Below are 18,067 nucleotides of genomic sequence, written 5' to 3' on the forward strand. Positions count from 1 at the left end.
CGGGTTCCACGGTTTCCGCGGGTTCCGCTGGCCGGCCGGCACCCCGGGCTCCAGCCCTGAATCCGTGGACACCCACAGCAGTAGGCTAGTTTTCATGACCTCCTCTGAAACCCTGGCCGGCGGCGTCGCTCCGCGCCCGGTGGTGGGCCGGTTGCCCCGTTACGCTGCCGGAAAGCCGCCCGCCGCCGTCGACGGACTGGCCAGTTACAAACTGTCCTCGAATGAGAACCCCCTGCCGCCGTTGCCGGCGGTCCTGGAAGCCATCGCACGGCAGGCAGATTTCAACCGTTACCCCGACCCGCTCAGCAGCAGGCTCCGGGCGGCGCTCGCGGAATTCCTGCAGGTTCCCGCGGCGGACATTGTCACGGGGGCCGGCAGCCTGGGCGCCCTCAACCAAATCCTGGCTGCCTTTGCCGGCCAGAACGACGACGGCAAGGCCGACGAAGTCATCTACGCCTGGCGTTCCTTCGAGGCCTACCCCATCAGCGTGGGCCTCGCCGGGGCCGAGAGCGTCCGCGTCCCGGTCACCGCCGACGGGCGGCACGACCTCGACGCCATGGCGGCGGCAGTCAGCGCACGGACCAAAGTGATCCTCCTCTGCACCCCCAACAACCCCACCGGGCCCGCCTTGACCACCGCCGAAACCGAGGCCTTTGTCCGGACGGTGCCGTCCAACGTGGTGGTGGTCGTTGACGAGGCTTACCAGGAGTTCGTCCGGGACTCCGATGCCGTGGATGGCATCGCCCTCTACCGCAAATACCCCAACGTGGTGGTCCTGCGGACTTTCTCCAAGGCCCATGGGCTGGCAGGCCTCCGGGTGGGATACAGCGTTGCCAACCCCGCACTGACGCAGCACCTTCGAGTGGCTGCCACCCCCTTTGCCGTGTCGCAAATAGCCGAATCAGCCGCGATTGTTTCACTGCAGAATTTCGACCAAGTTGTAGGAAGGGTACAAAGCTTGGTCGACGAGCGGGTCCGCGTGGTGAGCGGACTCCGGGACCTCGGCTGGGCCGTGCCCGATGCGCAGGGCAATTTTGTGTGGTTGGACTTGGGTGAGGCCAGCGCTGACTTTGCGGAGCAGGCAGGAGCCCGCGCATTGTCGGTCCGCGCATTCGCCGGGGAGGGCGTCCGGGTCAGCATCGGTGAGCAGGAAGCCAACACCCGGTTCCTTGAGCTGTGTGCGAACTATACAAAGGCGCCCCGGGGTTCCTAGCACTTAACAAGTAGGCCTGCGCCAACCTACTGAAGATAAAGTTAGGATCAGTAAGCCATTGTATATGCCGCTTCGGGAATGTATTCCTTGTGGGGCATATATCCCAGCGACATTGCATTGCATCCGCATGCGGGAAGCAAGGAGACGGTATGGGCACACACCTGCCTTCCACCGAGTTCGACGGAACAGCGGTCGACGACCAGCGGGAAGCTGACGCGGAAGCCGTCATGGGCCAACCCCCGGCACAGATGGTCCAGTTGCTGGGCCCCGATGGAAAACTCGGCGCAGACCCCGTGTACAGCAGCTACGCGGACAAGCTCACCCCCGAAGACCTGCGTGGACTGTACGCGGATATGGCCAGGATCAGGCGTTTTGACGTCGAGGCAACAGCCCTGCAGCGGCAGGGCCAGCTTGCGCTCTGGGTCCCGCTGACGGGCCAGGAGGCAGCCCAGATCGGTTCGGGCCGGGCCAGCCAGCCGCAGGACTACATCTTCCCCACCTACCGTGAGCACGGCGTGGCGCTGACCCGCGACGTGGACCTCGCCGAACTGCTCCGCCAGTTCCGCGGCGTGTCCAACGGAGGCTGGAACCCCAAGGACACGAACTTCCACCTCTACACGCTGGTCCTGGCCGCGCAGACGCTGCACGCCGTCGGCTATGCCATGGGCATCCAGCGTGACCAGAAGCTCGCTGCCGCCGCGGGCAAAGCCGGAAACGAACCGGACGCTGCCGTCATCGCCTACTTCGGTGACGGTGCCAGCTCCGAAGGCGACGTCCACGAGTCCATGGTCTTCGCCTCCTCGTACAACGCGCCCGTGGTGTTCTTCTGCCAGAACAACCATTGGGCCATCTCGGTCCCCACCAACGTGCAGACCCGGGTACCGCTGTCCAACCGGGCGAAAGGCTACGGCTTCCCCGGCATCCGGGTGGACGGCAACGACGTCATCGCCGTGCACGCCGTCACCGAGTGGGCCCTGGAACATGCCCGCCAGGGCAAGGGCCCGGTCCTCATTGAGGCGTTCACCTACCGGGTGGGTGCCCACACCACCGCTGACGATCCCACCAAGTACCGCGGATCCGAGGAGGAGGAAGCCTGGCGCGCCAAGGACCCGCTGATGCGCCTGGAGAAGTACCTCCGCGCCGAGGGCCTCGCCGATGACGCCTACTTTGCCAAGGTCAAGGCCGACGGCGACGAGCTCGCCGCGTACGTGCGCCGCACCGCCCATGACCTCGAGGACCCGGACATCCGGGCCGCATTCGCCAACGTCTACGCTGAAGCGCACCCCCTGGTGGCCGAGGAACTGGCATGGTTCGAGGAGTACAGCGCAGGATTCGCCGGCGGCGACGAACCGTCCGCCCAGCACGGTGCAGCAGCAAAGGCAGGCCACTGATGACCACCATGACCATTGCGAAGGCCATCAACGAAGGCCTTCGCGCCACGCTCGCTGCCAACCCCAAGTCGCTGCTGATGGGCGAGGACATCGGCCCCCTGGGCGGGGTCTACCGGGTCACGGACGGGCTCATCGGCGAATTTGGACCCGACCGCGTGGTGGACACGCCGCTGGCCGAGTCCGGCATCATCGGCACCGCCATCGGCCTGGCGCTGCGCGGATACAGCCCCGTCTGCGAGATCCAGTTCGACGGGTTCGTCTTCCCCGGCTTTAACCAGATCACCACCCAGCTGGCCAAGATGCACGCCCGCAGCCACGGCAACCTCACGGTTCCCGTCGTCATCCGCATCCCGTACGGCGGCGGCATCGGTTCCGTGGAGCACCACTCCGAATCCCCCGAAGCGCTGTTCGCCCACACGGCGGGCCTGCGGATCATTACCCCGTCCAACCCGCATGACGCCTACTGGATGATCCAGCAGGCCGTGGAGTGCCAGGATCCGGTCATCGTTTTCGAACCCAAGCGCCGGTACTGGCTCAAGGGCGAAGTGGACACCGCAGCTCCCGGCCCCTCAGGCGACCCCTTCAAGGCCCACATCCTGCGCGAGGGCACCGACGCCACCATCGTGGCCTACGGTCCCCTGGTTCCCGTGGCCCTTGCCGCCGCCAACGCCGCCCGGGAAGACGGCCACAGCGTGGAGGTCATCGACCTCCGCTCCATTTCGCCGCTGGACTTCGATACTGTCACCGCATCCGTGGAAAAGACCGGCCGGCTGATCGTGGCCCACGAGGCCCCCACCTTCGGCGGGATCGGCGGCGAAATCGCGGCCCGCATCAGCGAGCGTGCCTTCCACTCCCTCGAAGCCCCCGTCATCCGGGTGGGCGGCTTCCACATGCCCTACCCCGTTGCCAAGGTGGAGGAAGACTATCTTCCGGACATCGACCGCATCCTGGAGGCGCTGGACCGCGCCCTCTCCTACTGAGGACACCATGACGCTGAATAAATTCAACCTGCCGGACGTCGGAGAAGGCCTCACGGAAGCGGAAGTCGTTTCCTGGAAGGTCAAGCCGGGCGATGCCGTCGCCATCAACGACGTCCTGTGCGAGATCGAGACCGCAAAGTCGATCGTCGAACTGCCGTCCCCCTTCGCCGGGACCGTCACCGAACTCCTCGTACCGGAAGGGGTGACCATCGACGTCGGGACGGCCATCATCAGCGTCAGCGACGACGTCGCGGGCGATCCCACGCCCGCTGACGTCCGGGCGCCCGAAGCCCCGGCGCAGGCCGAGGCACCTGCGCAGCCGCTGTACGGCAAGCTTCCTGACGATGCCCAGGACAACGGCGCGAACGACGCCGGCGCGCAAGGCAGTGCCCCGGCGGGTGGTCCGCTGGTGGGTTCGGGACCGAAGGCCGACGCCGTCAAGCGGCGTCCGCGCACCACGCGGGCCGCGGCGGCGGTCAAGCCGGCCGACTCGCTGACAGTCAACGCTCCCGAAGTGGAGCCGGTCCAGCCGCATACCCCGGCAGAGGTCACCGGACGCCCGGCAGCCGCCGCACCGCAGGCTGGCCAGTCCGCCGTCGTGGACACCAGGCCCACGCTGGGTGGCACCATCACCGGGCTGGTCAACCGCGTCCTCGCCAAACCTCCCGTCCGCAAGATCGCCCGGGACCTCGGCATCGATCTCGCCGACGTCGTTGCCACCGGCTCCCGCGGCGAGGTGACCCGTGAGGACCTGGTCAGCTACCAGGCGCAGCGCGACGCCGAACTGGACAAGGCGGACGGCTTCTGGGGCAAGGCCGGAAAGCCGCAGGACCAGCGGATCGAGACTATCCCGGTCAAGGGCGTGCGCAAGGCGACCGCCAAGGCCATGGTCGATTCGGCCTTCGCGGCCCCGCACGTCAGCATCTTCGTGGATGTGGACGCCAGCCGGACCATGGAATTCGTCAAGCGGCTCAAAGCCTCACGGGACTTCGAGGGCATCAGGGTCTCGCCGCTCCTCATCCTGGCCAAGGCCGTCATCTGGGCTGCCGCCCGGAACCCCAGCGTCAATGCCTCGTGGGTTGAGAGCGGGGACGGCAGCGGGGCTGCCGAGATCCAGGTCAAGCACTTCATGAACCTGGGTATCGCCGCGGCAACGCCCCGCGGCCTGATGGTGCCCAACATCAAGGATGCGCAGGACCTGTCCCTGAAGGAACTGGCGCTGGCCCTGAACAACCTGGCCACCACGGCACGTGCGGGAAAGACCCAGCCGGCCGAGATGCAGGGCGGCACGCTGACCATCACCAACATCGGCGCCCTGGGCATCGATACGGGCACGCCCATCATCAACCCGGGCGAGGTGGCCATCGTCGCCTTCGGCACCATCAAGCAGAAGCCGTGGGTCCTGGACGGGGAGGTCATTCCGCGCTGGATCACCACCCTGGGCGGCTCCTTCGACCACCGCGTGGTGGACGGCGACCTGTCCGCGAGGTTCATGGCCGACGTCGCGGCCATCCTGGAAGAACCCGCGCTCCTCCTTGACTGAGGCCGGGGCGAAGGCAGGGACCGGCGTGGCCGCCTCCGGCCGCGCTATCCGGGTGAAAAACAAAACCGCCCGGTGGCTGACCGAGGCGCTCCAGCCGCCGGTGGTGGTGACCGTCCAGCTGCTGATCAGCCCGCTGGTCCAGGAGGGTTTTCCCGCCACGATGGCCTACGGGGCGCTGGCTGCCCTGTTCGTCTGCGTGCTGCCGCTGCTCCTGTTGCTTGTCCTTGTCCGGCTGGGAAAGGTCACGGACCATCACGTCAGTGACCGCCGGCAGCGCCTTCCCGTGCTGCTCATGGCCCTGGCGTCCATCCTTGCGGGATTGCTGGTCCTGGCGGCAGCAGGTGCGCCAACCAGCGTCATCGCCATGGTGCTGGCCGTCGTGGGGGGAGTGGTGGTGCTGGCCGCGGTCAGCCCGTTTTGGAAGATCAGCGGGCACGCCGCAGCCATCTCCTGTTCGGCCGTGGTCGCCGTCCTGATGCTCGGCGCCGCCTGGACACCGTTGCTGCTGCTCATCCCGGCGGTCGGCTGGTCACGGGTGGTGCTGCGCGCCCATACCCTGGCGCAGGTGGTGGCAGGCTCGCTCTTCGGCGGTGTGGTGATGGCAGGGATCTGGTGGCTGCTGAGGCTCTGGCTGGTGCCGTAGGCGGCTTGTGCCACCCGGAACTGCTAGTAGGCGGGGTACGCGTACATCATCTCCACGGCGGCTGAGTCGCCCATCGAGGATGCGATGACGACGGCGGCACCCACCATGAGTGCGGCCCAGGCCGTGGCTGCACCGGTCATGATGGAGAGCAGTTTCCAGTCCTCGCGCATGACGCTGCGGACGGTGCGGGGGAGGTTGAGGTCCGGGGCGATCATGTTCGGCGCGGAGTCGGTGGTGCCGTCATCCAGCAGCGCAACCACCGTGCCGTTGCCGCGGTCCACGCGCATGGAGCAGATGTGGTTTCCGTGGCGGGCCAGAAGGATGTCGTGGCCTACCAGCTGGCGGCGCTGAAGAGTGATCAAGGGGTCCCCTCTAGTGGTGGGTTGTCGTCCGCACCGTTGGGGGCTCCCTTAATTTTATCGTTTCGCCCGTAGCTGAATGGGCTTTTTGGGCGTGAGAACGCCCACCCCCCGCAGCGATCTGTGCCACCACGGGGAGTGTCGGGCGTAACTCCTAGTCGGCGTCGTACGTGTTCGCGATGTAGACGTCGCACGGGGCGTTGTGTGCCACGCTGTTGGCCACACTGCCCAGCACCCGGCCGATGCCCTGCATGCGCCGGTTTCCCACCACAATGATCTTTGCGTCCATGCGGAGGGCTTCCTTGATCAGGGCGTCTGCCGGACGGCCGCGTGCCGCCGAGTAGGTCACCTTGATCTGCCCGCCCAGGGACTCGGCCACTGTCCGGGCAACGTGCTCGGCCCCGTCCGCGTCGGACACGATCCACTGGTCACTGCCACTGCCGAAGACTTCCGTGCGGTCGCTGTCAAAGGCCGAGACAACGTGGAGCGTGGCGCCCAGCGCAGCTGCCAGGTCCCGGGCCGACTCTGCGGCCTTCTTGGCCGTACCGCTCCCGTCGACGCCTACAACGATGGTTCCGCTCATGAAATGCTCCTTTGCTTGGTTCCTGACGGCACTAATGAGCCCAACGCTACCGCGCGGCCAGCGCTTCCTGCAGTACCGGCGCCAGGCGGCGCACCCCTTCACGGATGGCATCCGGCGGGACGGCGCTGAAGGCGAGGCGCAGTTTGTTGGACGGCTCGTCCGACGGCGTGAAGGCGGCTCCCGGAATGAAGACCACCCCGGCGTCTATCGCCTTGTGCAGGAGGGGGTAGGTGTCCAGGCCTTCGGGCAACGTCACCCAGACGAAAAAGCCACCGTCCGGGCTGGTCCAGGAGGCACCCTCCGGCATGTACTCGGACAGCGCCGCCAGCATGGCCCGGCAGCGTTCGGCATAAAGTCCGCGGTAGGTGGAGATCTGGCCCTTCCAGTCGTAGTCACGCAGGTAGGCCGAGACGAGCATCTGGTTCAGGGCCGGCGGGCAGAGGGTGACGGCCTCCGCGGCCAGGTAATACCGCCGCTGCAGATGCTCCGGCACCAGCGCCCAGCCGATCCGCAGGCCGGGTGCGAAGATCTTCGAGAATGAGCCCATGTAAATCACGTCGTCCGGATTGGCAGCGCGCAGGGGGGCCAGCGGTTCGCCGTCGAACCGCAGCAGTCCGTACGGGTTGTCCTCAATGATCAAAATATTCGCATTGCGGCATATATCAACGATCTCCTGGCGCCGGTCCGCGGCAAGGGTGATGCCGGAAGGGTTGTTGAAGCTGGGGATGGTGTAGAGGAACTTGATGCTCTTTCCGGCCAGCTGGAGGGCGGCGATGCGGGCTTCGAGGAGCTCGGGGACCAGGCCGGACTGGTCCATGGCGACGGTTTCCACCTGCACCTGGTACGCCTCGAACGTGTTCAGGGCCCCGACGTACGTGGGGTCCTCCACCAGAACAACGTCGCCGGGGTTGCAGAACAGTTTGGTGGCGACGTCCTGGGCTGACTGGGAGCCCGCCGTGACCACCACATTCTGCGGCAGCGCATCCACAATCCCTTCGGCCGCCATGACCTCGCAGATCTGCGTGCGGAGCTCCTCCGTTCCCTGGCCGGCACCGTACTGCAGGGCGGTGAGCCCTTCCTCGGCGATGATCCGGGCGGCTGTTTCCGCCAGGCGGTCAAGGGGGAGCGACTGCAGGTAGGGACTTCCGCCGGCCAGGGACACCAGGCCGGGGCGCAGCGAGATGTCGAAGACGTCACGCACCGCCGACTGCCTGATGTTTGCGGCACGCTCGGAAAAGAGTTCGTCGTGGCGGTGCGCGGAGGTGGCCGCCCGCTCGATGGCGTCAATGGCTTCGGCTGGAAGAGACGCGGCTGCGGCGTCGAGTGTCTCGTGGCTCACACGCTCAGGATACAGCCGTGCGTTGCCTAAAAAGCAACACTTGTTGTTCCTGGAATTACTGGGCGCCGGCTCATCCCGTACCGGTACCTTCCAGCCGCAGCACCTCTGCCAGCGGCCGCCCGTTGAGGTAGACCTGCGCCCTGACGGCGCCCACGGCGGCCAACGCTGTTTGGGTGAGCTGGGCTTCCAGCCGCGGAATGTCGCACACGCCGCCCAGGCTCAGTGCACCTGAAAGATAGACGCTCACGGCGGTCCCGTCGAAGCTGCCGGACAGGAACTTGAGCCGCGATCCCGCCAGTGCGTTGTAGATTTCGCGGCCGGACGGGACATCTGTTGCCGGAAAGCCGGCACCGCTGCCTGCCCCCAGGAGGGCATTCATTGCCGCGGGCAACGGTTCCTTGCCCGCGGGCCGCGCCTGGTCCACGCCAATCAGGCTGTCATTGCAGCCGAACCGCACTCCGTTGTTGCCGCCGTCGTCCAGCAGGACGAAGTAGGCCGTGACGGTGCTTTGGGCTGCCGGCACCCTTTCCGGACCGGCCGCGGGGGACGGTGACGGGGAGGGCTGCGGTTCAGCTGACGGTGTTGGGCGAGGCTCCGGTTCCCCGCTGGCCGTGGCGGCGGAACCGGACTGGCCCGTCCCCGCCTGTACCGGAGCGGCAGCGGCCTCCGGTGCGGCCGCGGACGGCTGCTGCGGGGACGTTCCGCCTGATGCGGTGCCGGAGTCGGAGGGGATGGCAGCCGTAGCTGCCGGCGGCGGCGCCTGCGGCTGCGGGCCCGGCATGGCGGCGCCTGGAGCCGCGGCAGGGCTCGCATCGGTACCGCCCCGCGGTGACGCCGGGAGGCCGTCGCAGGCGGCGAGCCACAGTGGAAGAACCAGGGCGGCAGCGACCGCTGCCCGCGCGCTCCGCCGCCCCGCGTTTCCCGTTTCTCTTGGCATGCTGCACCGCAATTCCATCCGGCTTTCCAGTGAATTAACGTTACGGCCGGGCTCGCCGGCGGAGATGTCCGTGCGGTACCGGTTGGGACAAGAGTTGGTCACGGCGGAACGCGGACGTCAGTCCGGGGTGGTGGCGGGAGTTCGGGGACGGGCCCGGTCACCCCGGATACAGCTGCGCCCGGAACGCAAAGATGCGTACCGGGCGCGGCGGGAACTGCGCGGATGGTCCGCGCAGGACGCTAGGCTGCCGGGGCGGCTGCGGACAGTGCGTCGAAGACGCCCTTGATCTGCTCTACAACCTCGGCGTCGTCCTTGGGGTGGATCTCGGCGAAGCGCACCATGGAGCCGGGGACGGCGAGCTTGACGTCCTCAATGACCTGGGCGCCGGCAATGCCGGCGGCCTTGCGGGCTTCGTCCTGGGCCCAGACTCCGCCGAACTGGCCAAAGGCGGTGCCGACGACGGCGGTGGGCTTGCCGGAGAGCGCGCCGGCGCCGAAGGGGCGGGACAGCCAGTCGATGGCGTTCTTCAGGGGAGCGGGGACGGTGCCGTTGTACTCCGGGGTGACCAGCAGGATGGTGTCGGCTTCGCTGGCGGCGGCGCGCAGTGCGGCGGCGGCGGCGGGAACCTGGCCCTCGACGTCGATGTCCTCGTTGTAGAACGGGATGTTACCCAGGCTCTCGTGGATGACAACGTCCACCTGCTCGGGGGCGTTGAGCTGGATGGCTTCGGCCAGTTGCTGGTTGGTGGACCCGGCGCGCAGGCTGCCAACAAGGGTAAGGATGGTGCTCTTCGTCATGGAAACTCCTTGGTAGGGGCCGCGGGAGCGCCGTCGGCCTATTCAAAGCTGGGGCACTTGATGCCTTCACCAGACTAAACGGACTATGGTCCGTTTATTATTCCCGGGGTCTAAACTGAATCCTGTGACCTCCATCCCACTGCGCCCCGAGCCGGCTCCGGCAGCGGCCGAACGCAGCGATGCCGCACGGAACCGGGAGCGCCTCCTGCTCGCTGCCAAGGAACTTATTGCCGACTGCGGAACTGAGGGCCTCACCATGGACCGCCTGGCAGAGCGTGCCGGCGTGGGCAAGGGGACAGTTTTCCGCCGCTTCGGCAGCCGGGCCGGCCTCATGCTGACACTGCTCAACGACTCCGAGGCGGCCTTCCAGGCACGTTTCATGTTCGGCCCGCCGCCGCTTGGCCCCGGAGCGCCGGGCCTGGACCGGCTCATCGCCTTCGGCGCCGAACGCATTGCCTATGTAGTGGAATTCGGCGATCTGGTCCTCGCCGCCGAGAACGCCTCGCGGGGGCGGTTTGAGGTGCCCGCCGCAGCGCTCTGGCTCCGTCACATCGAGGTGCTGCTGCGGGAAGAGAGGTTCGACGGCGACCCCTGGCTCATGGCGGGGTCGCTCAGCGCAGCCCTGGACCCCGAGCGACTCCTTGACCTGGTCCGCCGGCACGGCGTTCCGCCGGAGCGGCTGGTGGATTCCTGGCGGGATCTTGTCACACGCGTGGTGAGGGCGGCCTAGATTAGCCCCAAGGGCGGGATCAGTCCAGTCAAATCAACTCCACAGAGTTATTCATAACGATCTGATACGGGCGTGTGCTTTTCCGGGCATTGGCGGGCATCTTGCGTTTACGGCTGTGATAGTTTCCTCTGGAATGTGACCCGCAACATAGTCCATCAGGACCAGCCCGCAAGGGCTGCGGGAGCCAGCTATCCGCTGGCAACGAACTCCGGCGACGCGGCACAACCCCCGCCCAGCCGGGGAAGACGGAAGGACCATCGAGTGATTGTTGTTTTGCCCCGCATTCCGGCACAACGGCGGGCCTGGCTGTGTCCGCCGCAGCAGCACGTGGCGGCGAAGCAAAAGTAGCCGTCCCATGCTCAAGTACCTTGCCAAGCGCGGCATCACGTATGTGGTGATGATCTTCCTGACCACCTCCGCCGGCTATTTCCTGGCGGTCAGCTCCCTCAAACCGGCGCTGCTGGAGCAGGAACGCATTCCCCGGCCCACCCCCGAACAGGTGGCCAACTCGATGCGCCTGAAGGGCCTCGACCCGGACCTGAATGCCTGGGAGCGCTACGTCCAGTGGCTCACCGGAGTCGTGACCCGCTGGGACTGGGGCAGGAGCCCCAACGGCGCCTTCATCAATGCCGAGTTCGGTGACCGTGTGTGGATTTCCACCAGGCTTTTCCTGGCCTCGATCATCCTCACCCTCATCATCGGTGTGGCCCTTGGCGTGTACTCGGCAGCCCGGCAGTACAAATTCCAGGACCGGGTCATCACGTCCTACAGCTACCTCGCCTACATCGTCCCGGCGCCCATCGCCTACTTCCTGGTGCAGCTTGGCGCCATCAACATCAACGAAACGGTGGGGAATCGCATTTTCTTCGTCACCGGCATTTCCACTCCCGGGATGGAAGCCGGCTGGCCCCAGATAGTGGACATGGCAGCCCACTACGCCGTCCCCACAGTGGCCATCACGCTGGTGGGCTGGGGCGCCTACCAGATTGCCCAGCGCCAATACCTCCTGGACAACGTCAACGCCGACTTTGTCCGGACCGCCCGCGCCAAGGGCCTCACCAGGAACCAGGCCATTGCCCGGCACGCCCTTCGCGTGTCCTTCATCCCGGTAGCCCAGAGCATCGCCTTCACCATCCCGGCCATCTTCGCCGGCGGTTTCTTTGCCGAAAAGATCTTCGCCTGGCCCGGCGTCGGCTCCTGGAGCATCGACGCCATCTCCCTCCAGGACGTCAATGCCGCCACCGCCACCCTGGCGTACGGCTCGGTTATCTTCGCCCTGGGAGCCATCCTGGCCGACTTCGCAACCACACTGGTTGACCCGAGAGTGCGGGTGCAGTAACCATGACCAACCTGAACGCAGTAGATCCCGCAGCCGTGGCGCAGGACGCGCACCTGGAAAGCGCCGACGTTGTCATCGCCAAGTCCACCATCATCTTCCGCCGCTTCATGCGGAACAAGACCGCCGTGGCCGGCCTGGTCATCTTCCTGGCCCTCACCGTTTTCTCCTTCGTTGGCGGCTTCCTCACCACCTGGGACAAAGAAACCATCGACCCCTTCAACATCGGCATGCCGCCGTCGGCCGAGCACTACCTGGGCACCTCCCAGGCGGGGATCGACCTCTACGCGATGACCGTTGAAGGCACCCGGATCTCCATCCTGATCGGCCTGATCGTGGGACTGGTCTCCGTCCTGATCGCCGCGGTCTACGGCTGCACCATGGCCTACTTCGGGGGCAAGGTGGACAAGGTGATGCTCTTTGTCCTCGAAGCGCTCATCATGATGCCCGCGCTCCTGGTGGTGGCAGTGGCCACCAGCGGTGGCGGCGCCGGCCTCAAGCGCGACCTTCCGTCGTGGCTGCTGCTGATCATCGTTTTGCTCGTGTTCAGCTGGATGGGCACCGCCAGGCTGATCCGCTCACTGTCCATGTCCCTGATGCAGCGCGACTTCGTGAAGGCAGCCCAGTACATGGGCGTCCCGCCGCGGCGGATCGTCTGGCGGCACCTGGTCCCCAACATCGGCTCCCTGCTGGTCCTCGACATCACCCGCGGCGTTACCGGCGCCATCCTCGCCGAGGTGGCGTTCTCGTTCATCGGCATCGGCATCAAGGTTCCGGACGTCAGCCTGGGCGTCCTGATCGGCGGTGCCACCTCGCAGGTGCAGACCTTCCCCTGGATGTTCTGGGTGCCGCTGACGGTGATGTTCCTGCTCACCGGTTCACTGGCCATGATGAACGACGGCCTGCGGGACGCGTTCGACCCAAGTTCCAGTTCCACGGGCAAGGCCCGAAAGGCCAGGAAAATCCGGGCGGAGAAGAGCAAATGAGCAGCGAAACCACTACCGGATCCGGCACCACGGCGTCGGTCAACTCCACCGCCGACGCCGTCGAGCGGCTGCACATAGCGGGGCTCCACGCGCCCACTGACGCTGTGCTCTCCGTGCGGGACCTCAACGTCCGGTTCAACTCCGAGAACGGAGTGGTCCACGCCGTGCGCGGAGTGGACTTCGACCTCCTGCCGGGCAAGACCCTGGGCATCGTGGGCGAATCAGGCTCCGGAAAGTCCGTGACATCACTGGCCATCATGGGCCTGCTTCCGGAGACCGCAGAGGTCACCGGTTCGGTCCGGCTCAAGGGCCGCGAACTGCTGGGGCTCAGCGACAAGGCCATGTGCGAATACCGCGGCAATGAACTGGCCATGGTCTTCCAGGACCCGTTGTCCTCCCTCACACCCGTGTACACCGTGGGCACCCAGATCATCGAAGCGCTGACCATCCACAACCCCACCATGAGCAAGCAGGCCAAAGAAGCCCGCGCCGTCGAGCTCCTGGCCATGGTGGGAATCCCCAGCCCGAAGGACAGGCTCAAGGCCTTCCCGCACGAATTCTCGGGCGGCATGCGCCAGCGCGTAATGATCGCCATCGCCATTGCCAACAACCCCCGGGTCCTCATTGCGGATGAGCCGACGACGGCCCTGGACGTCACCATCCAGGCCCAGGTCCTCGAGGTGCTGCACACCGCGCAGGAGGAAACCGGCGCCGCCGTCGTGATGATCACGCACGACCTTGGCGTGGTGGCGGGCATGGCCGACGACATCATGGTGATGTACGCCGGAAAGCCCGTGGAAACCGGCGCGGTGGACGATATCTACTACAACCCCCGGATGCCGTACACGATGGGCCTGCTTGGAGCCGTCCCGCGCGTAGACATATCCGAAAAATCCTCCCTGGTACCCATCGACGGCATACCGCCGAACCTCCTGCATACCCCCACGGGATGCTCCTTCGCTCCGCGCTGTCCGCTGGCCACCGATGCCTGCCTGGACGGGGAACCTGCGCTGGCACCGGTGTCCGGCGGCGCCCTGCACCACGCTGCCTGCATCAAGTCGGCTGCCCTCGGCGGTGACGTGGACGTTCACGACATCTTTGCCGCCCCGCCGGTTCCGGAATCACGCTTCGACGCCATCCCGAGGGAGGACCGCGCCACCGTCCTCCAGCTCAAGGACGTGCGCAAGCACTTCCCGCTGACCAAGGGCGCGCTGATGAAGCGGCGCATCGGCACGGTCAAGGCAGTGGACGGGCTGAGCTTCGACGTCCGTGAGGGCGAGTGCTTCTCCATCGTGGGCGAGTCCGGCTCCGGAAAAACCACCACCCTGCTGGAAATCATGGAGTTCCACAAGGACCAGGACGGCGAGGTGGTGATCGGCGGCATCAGCAACAAGCAGGCCGCCGACACCAAAACCAAGAACGCCATGCGGCGCGAACTGCAGATGGTGTTCCAGGACCCCACCGGCGCCTTGGACCCGCGGTTCACCGTGTACGAGGTCCTCGCGGAACCGCTGCAGAACGCCGGCCTGGACCGCCAGGCCATCCGGAAACGGATCATGGAGCTGATGAGGCTCGTGGGCCTGCAGCCGGACCACGTGAACCGGTTCCCCAACCAGTTCTCCGGGGGCCAGCGCCAGCGCATCGGAATTGCCCGCGCGCTCGCGGTCAATCCCAAGCTCGTGGTCCTGGACGAACCCGTCTCGGCATTGGACGTGTCGGTGCAAGCCGGGGTCATCAACCTCCTGGACAAGCTCCGCGCCGAACTGGGCCTGAGCTACCTCCTGGTGGCCCACGACCTCTCCGTTGTCCGGCACATCTCCAACCGCGTGGCGGTGATGTACCTGGGCAAGATCGTGGAGATGGGCGAAGTGGACCGCGTGTTCGACAACCCGCGCCACCCCTACACCCGCGCCCTGCTGTCCGCCATCCCGGTGCCGGACCCCCACGTGGAACGCACCCGGGAACGCATCATCCTCAAGGGCGACCTCCCGTCGCCACTGGATGCCCCCAAGGGCTGCAACTTTGCCACCCGTTGCCCGGTGTTTGCCGCCCTTCCTGCCGCGAAGCAGGAAAAGTGCCTCACCCTGGAACCGCCGCTCGAAGCCGTGGCCCCGTCGTCGGCGGCGCAGGCGCTGGAACCCGCGGCGCCGGCACCGGATCAGCGTTTCGCCTGCTTCTTCCCCGACGGGGAACTGGACGAAGACATGCTGGTGACCCACGACCAGGCGGAACACCATGCACCCTAGATTTAGCCGACCCACCCGCACCATCCGCATCAATGAAGGGAAAACCATGAGGAATCTGAACAGGATCGGCGGAGCTGCAGCCATTGCTGCGGCTCTGGCGCTGACCGCCTGCGGCAGTGGCGGCTCCACGGGGCCGGAGACAGCCAAGGGGCAGGAGGCAGGCAGCGACCTGTCCAAGCTGATCAGCATCAACGAGAAGCCGGCAGCCGATCTTGAGCAGGGCGGCAAGGTCACCCTTCCGCTGGGCAACATCGGCCCGGACTTCAACGGGTTCTCCAACAACGGCAACAGCGCGGACAACTCCGCCCTGCAGGTACCCATCAACCCGGTCGCCATGAACAGCGGCGGCATGGGTGGCTGCTGGAAGGTCGACTTCACCGGAAAGGTCACGCCCAACACGGACTTCTGCGAGTCCGTGGACAGCGAGGTCAAGGACGGCAAGCAGACCATCACCATCAAGGTCAATGACAAGGCCACCTACAACGACGGCACCCCCATCGACGTGAAGGCGTTCCAGAACACCTGGAACATCCTCAAGAGCCCGGACAACGGCTACGACATCGTCAGCTCCGGCGCCTACCAGTTCGTCGAGTCGGTTGAGGCCGGCAGCAGCGACAAGGAAGTCATCGTCAAGACCACCCAGCCGGTCTACCCGATCGACTCGCTCTTCTTCGGCCTGATCCACCCGGCCGTGAACAGCCCGGAGGTGTTCAACGAAGGCTTCAACGGCAACATGCACGCAGAGTGGATGGCAGGCCCGTTCAAGCTGGACCAGTACGATTCCGCCGCGAAGACGGTGACCCTGGTTCCCAATGAGAAGTGGTGGGGAAAGAAGCCGGTCCTGGCCAACGTCACCTTCCGCCAGCTGGAAAGCAGCGCCCAGATCGCCGCCTTCAAGAACGGTGAAATTGACGCCGTCTCCGCTAACACCATCACTCCGTACAAGCAGCTGGAGGGAACCAAGGACGCGGACGTCCGCCGCGGCCAGCGCCTCTTTGCCGGCGGCATGAACATTAACGCGCAGAAGGTCACCGACGTCGCCGTCCGCGAAGCCATTTTCGCCGCCGTCGACCGCGAAGCGCTCCGCAAGGTCCGCTTCAACGGCCTGAACTGGGAAGAGCCGAGCTCCGGCTCCATGATGCTCCTGCCGTTCTCGGAGTACTACCAGGACAACTACCCGGTGAAGGAAACCGGTGCAGATGCCGCCAAGAAGGTTCTGACGGACGCCGGCTACACGGCCAACGCCAACGGCATCATGGAGAAGGACGGCAAGCCTGCCGCTTTCAAGATCAGCAACTTCGGTGACGATCCCACCACCCTTGCCTTCACGCAGACCCTGCAGAAGCAGCTTCAGGCCGGCGGCATGGACGTCGGAATCGACCAGCGCGCCTCCGCTGACTTCGGCAAGGTCATCGGTGGCCGCGACTTCGACATGAGCGTCTCGGGCTACACCGTGGGCCCGGACGCCACCGACGCCGTGAAGCAGTACTACGACTCCAAGACCAACGAGAACCAGCTGGGCGACGCCGAGCTGGACAAGAAGATTGCCGACCTCGCCTCCATCGAAGACAACGCAGAGCGCAACAAGGCGGCCATGGAGGTCGAAAAGGAGCACATGGCGAAGTACTTCTCCATGGGCGTGGTCATGAACGGCCCGCAGATCTCCTTCGTCCGCACGGGACTGGCCAACTACGGCCCGTCGCTGTTCCAGAGCCTGTCCCAGGTTCCGGACTGGACCACCCTGGGCTGGGAAAAGAAGTAACACCCTTTAGGCGTTCCCCCGCATCCTGCGGATAGCGCGCCAGCGCCCTCCCACTGTTCGTCCGCTTCGGCGGCGGATGGTGGGAGGGCGTTTGGTTTAAGGGTGCTGGATCGCGCTGCGGAGTAGCGTTGGTTGCATGACCGGAACTGAAGCTAAGCCACGCACAATCCGTACTGCCGTCGTCGGCTATGGACTCTCCGGCAGCGTCTTCCACGCGCCGCTGCTGGACGCGGACAGCAGGTATTCGCTGGATATTGTGGCCACCTCAAACGCAGACCGGCAGGCGGCGGCGACGGGCCGCTACCCGGGCGTACGGACGGTGCCGGACGGGCGTGCCGTCCTAGAGCGGGCGGACAGCCTGGACCTGGTGGTCCTGGGCACCCCGCCGGCAACCCACTATCCGCTGGCGAAGGCGGCCCTGGAGGCCGGGCTGGACGTGGTGGTGGACAAACCGTTCGTCATCTCCAGCGGCGAAGGGGAGGAACTGGTCTCGCTGGCCCGCGACCTGGGCCGGACCCTGACGGTGTTCCAGAACCGTCGCTGGGACGGCGACTACCTCACCCTGCAAAAGCTGCTGGCGGCCGAGGCCTTGGGCACGGTGCTGCGTTTCGAGTCCCGCTTCGAGCGGTGGACGCCGTCGATCGCCAAGGCCTGGAAGGCCAGGGCAACAGCGTCCGACGGCGGCGGCGCACTTTTCGACCTCGGCAGCCACCTGATCGACCAGGCCCTGCAGCTCTTCGGCCCGGCCGGCGTGGCCCATGCGGAGCTGCACGCCCGCCGCTCCGACGAGCGGGCCGACGACGACGTCTTCCTGGTGCTTCGCCACCACTCGGGGGTGCTCAGCCACCTCAGCATGAACATGCTGTGCGCGCAGCAGGCCCCGCGGTTCCGGGTGCTGGGCTCCGTGGGCGGCTTCACCAAGCATGGCGTGGACCCACAGGAACCGTTCATAGTGGCCGGGGGCAGCCCCCTGGACCAGGAGTACGGCGTGGAGGCACCCGATTGGGCGGGCGTCCTGGGGCGCGACGGCCACCTGGACCGGCTTCCCACCGAACGGGGCAACTACCCGGAGTTCTACCGCCTCCTGGCAGACAAGATCCTCGACGGCGGCACGGCATCAGACCTGCCCCTCCCGGTAGACCCGGAGGACGCGGTAGAGGTCTTACGAGTCATAGAAAAAGCGCGGGAGCTCGCCTCGTAAGTGCCCGAAAAAGCCGAACGC

At 66.2% G+C, this 18,067-nt stretch carries 16 protein-coding genes; 11 read left to right on the top strand and 5 right to left on the bottom strand.

The window, feature by feature from the left end:
• Positions 1 to 94 precede the first annotated feature (94 nt).
• From QE394_RS10030 to QE394_RS10050, 5 genes are all read left to right on the top strand, one after another.
• Entirely contained in the window at positions 95 to 1,213 is a 1,119-nt protein-coding gene (locus QE394_RS10030) for a histidinol-phosphate transaminase (RefSeq protein ID WP_200937799.1), read from the top strand.
• Positions 1,214 to 1,362: 149 nt separating this feature from the next.
• Entirely contained in the window at positions 1,363 to 2,604 is a 1,242-nt protein-coding gene (gene pdhA / locus QE394_RS10035; protein WP_056080504.1) for a pyruvate dehydrogenase (acetyl-transferring) E1 component subunit alpha, read from the top strand.
• Positions 2,604 to 3,584 carry an alpha-ketoacid dehydrogenase subunit beta gene (locus QE394_RS10040; protein ID WP_261618972.1) on the top strand — a complete coding sequence of 327 codons (981 nt, stop codon included), beginning with the start codon at positions 2,604 to 2,606 and terminating at the stop codon, positions 3,582 to 3,584. The genes pdhA and QE394_RS10040 overlap by 1 nt, the downstream gene beginning before the upstream one ends.
• Before the next feature lie 7 nt (positions 3,585 to 3,591).
• A complete protein-coding gene (locus QE394_RS10045; protein WP_056080510.1) occupies positions 3,592 to 5,127 on the top strand; it encodes a dihydrolipoamide acetyltransferase family protein in 1,536 nt (511 codons plus the stop codon).
• 46 nt (positions 5,128 to 5,173) lie between these two features.
• Positions 5,174 to 5,770, top strand: a complete 597-nt coding sequence (locus QE394_RS10050) for a phosphatase PAP2 family protein (protein WP_056081594.1) — start codon at positions 5,174 to 5,176, stop codon at positions 5,768 to 5,770.
• A gap of 23 nt (positions 5,771 to 5,793) precedes the next feature.
• Here the strand turns inward: QE394_RS10050 and QE394_RS10055 are convergent, their stop codons facing one another.
• The 5 genes from QE394_RS10055 to QE394_RS10075 all read right to left on the bottom strand — a co-directional run bounded on the left by QE394_RS10055 (position 5,794) and on the right by QE394_RS10075 (position 9,785).
• Positions 5,794 to 6,132 (bottom strand): hypothetical protein, encoded by a 339-nt coding sequence (locus QE394_RS10055; RefSeq protein WP_056080514.1) that lies wholly within the window; start codon positions 6,130 to 6,132, stop codon positions 5,794 to 5,796.
• A 151-nt stretch (positions 6,133 to 6,283) separates the two neighbouring features.
• Entirely contained in the window at positions 6,284 to 6,712 is a 429-nt protein-coding gene (locus QE394_RS10060; RefSeq protein WP_045732676.1) for a universal stress protein, read from the bottom strand.
• 46 nt (positions 6,713 to 6,758) lie between these two features.
• A complete protein-coding gene (locus QE394_RS10065; protein WP_349034424.1) occupies positions 6,759 to 8,051 on the bottom strand; it encodes a PLP-dependent aminotransferase family protein in 1,293 nt (430 codons plus the stop codon).
• Positions 8,052 to 8,121: 70 nt separating this feature from the next.
• Entirely contained in the window at positions 8,122 to 8,988 is an 867-nt protein-coding gene (locus tag QE394_RS10070; protein WP_235501514.1) for a hypothetical protein, read from the bottom strand.
• 239 nt (positions 8,989 to 9,227) lie between these two features.
• Positions 9,228 to 9,785 (bottom strand): NADPH-dependent FMN reductase, encoded by a 558-nt coding sequence (locus QE394_RS10075; RefSeq protein ID WP_056080520.1) that lies wholly within the window; start codon positions 9,783 to 9,785, stop codon positions 9,228 to 9,230.
• Between the two features lie 124 nt (positions 9,786 to 9,909).
• On the opposite strand from QE394_RS10075, the gene QE394_RS10080 reads away from it, so the two are divergent.
• The 6 genes from QE394_RS10080 (at position 9,910) to QE394_RS10105 (ending at position 18,046) form a co-directional block, all read left to right on the top strand.
• Complete coding sequence (locus QE394_RS10080; protein WP_349034425.1) at positions 9,910 to 10,515, top strand: helix-turn-helix domain-containing protein; 606 nt, start codon at positions 9,910 to 9,912, stop codon at positions 10,513 to 10,515.
• Positions 10,516 to 10,870: 355 nt separating this feature from the next.
• Positions 10,871 to 11,854: an ABC transporter permease gene (locus QE394_RS10085; protein WP_056080526.1), complete on the top strand. Its 984-nt coding sequence runs from the start codon at positions 10,871 to 10,873 to the stop codon at positions 11,852 to 11,854.
• Between the two features lie 2 nt (positions 11,855 to 11,856).
• Positions 11,857 to 12,837, top strand: coding sequence for an ABC transporter permease (locus QE394_RS10090; protein WP_056080531.1), 981 nt, complete (start codon positions 11,857 to 11,859; stop codon positions 12,835 to 12,837).
• Complete coding sequence (locus QE394_RS10095) at positions 12,834 to 15,083, top strand: ABC transporter ATP-binding protein (protein WP_261618976.1); 2,250 nt, start codon at positions 12,834 to 12,836, stop codon at positions 15,081 to 15,083. Before QE394_RS10090 ends, QE394_RS10095 begins: the two co-directional genes overlap by 4 nt.
• 46 nt (positions 15,084 to 15,129) lie before the next feature.
• Positions 15,130 to 16,845, top strand: coding sequence for an ABC transporter family substrate-binding protein (locus QE394_RS10100; protein ID WP_056080536.1), 1,716 nt, complete (start codon positions 15,130 to 15,132; stop codon positions 16,843 to 16,845).
• Positions 16,846 to 16,981: 136 nt separating this feature from the next.
• Positions 16,982 to 18,046 carry a Gfo/Idh/MocA family oxidoreductase gene (locus QE394_RS10105; RefSeq protein WP_056080540.1) on the top strand — a complete coding sequence of 355 codons (1,065 nt, stop codon included), beginning with the start codon at positions 16,982 to 16,984 and terminating at the stop codon, positions 18,044 to 18,046.
• The last annotated feature ends 21 nt before the right edge of the window (positions 18,047 to 18,067 follow it).

This window comes from Pseudarthrobacter sp. SORGH_AS 212 (assembly GCF_030818145.1).
Lineage (GTDB): Bacteria > Actinomycetota > Actinomycetes > Actinomycetales > Micrococcaceae > Arthrobacter.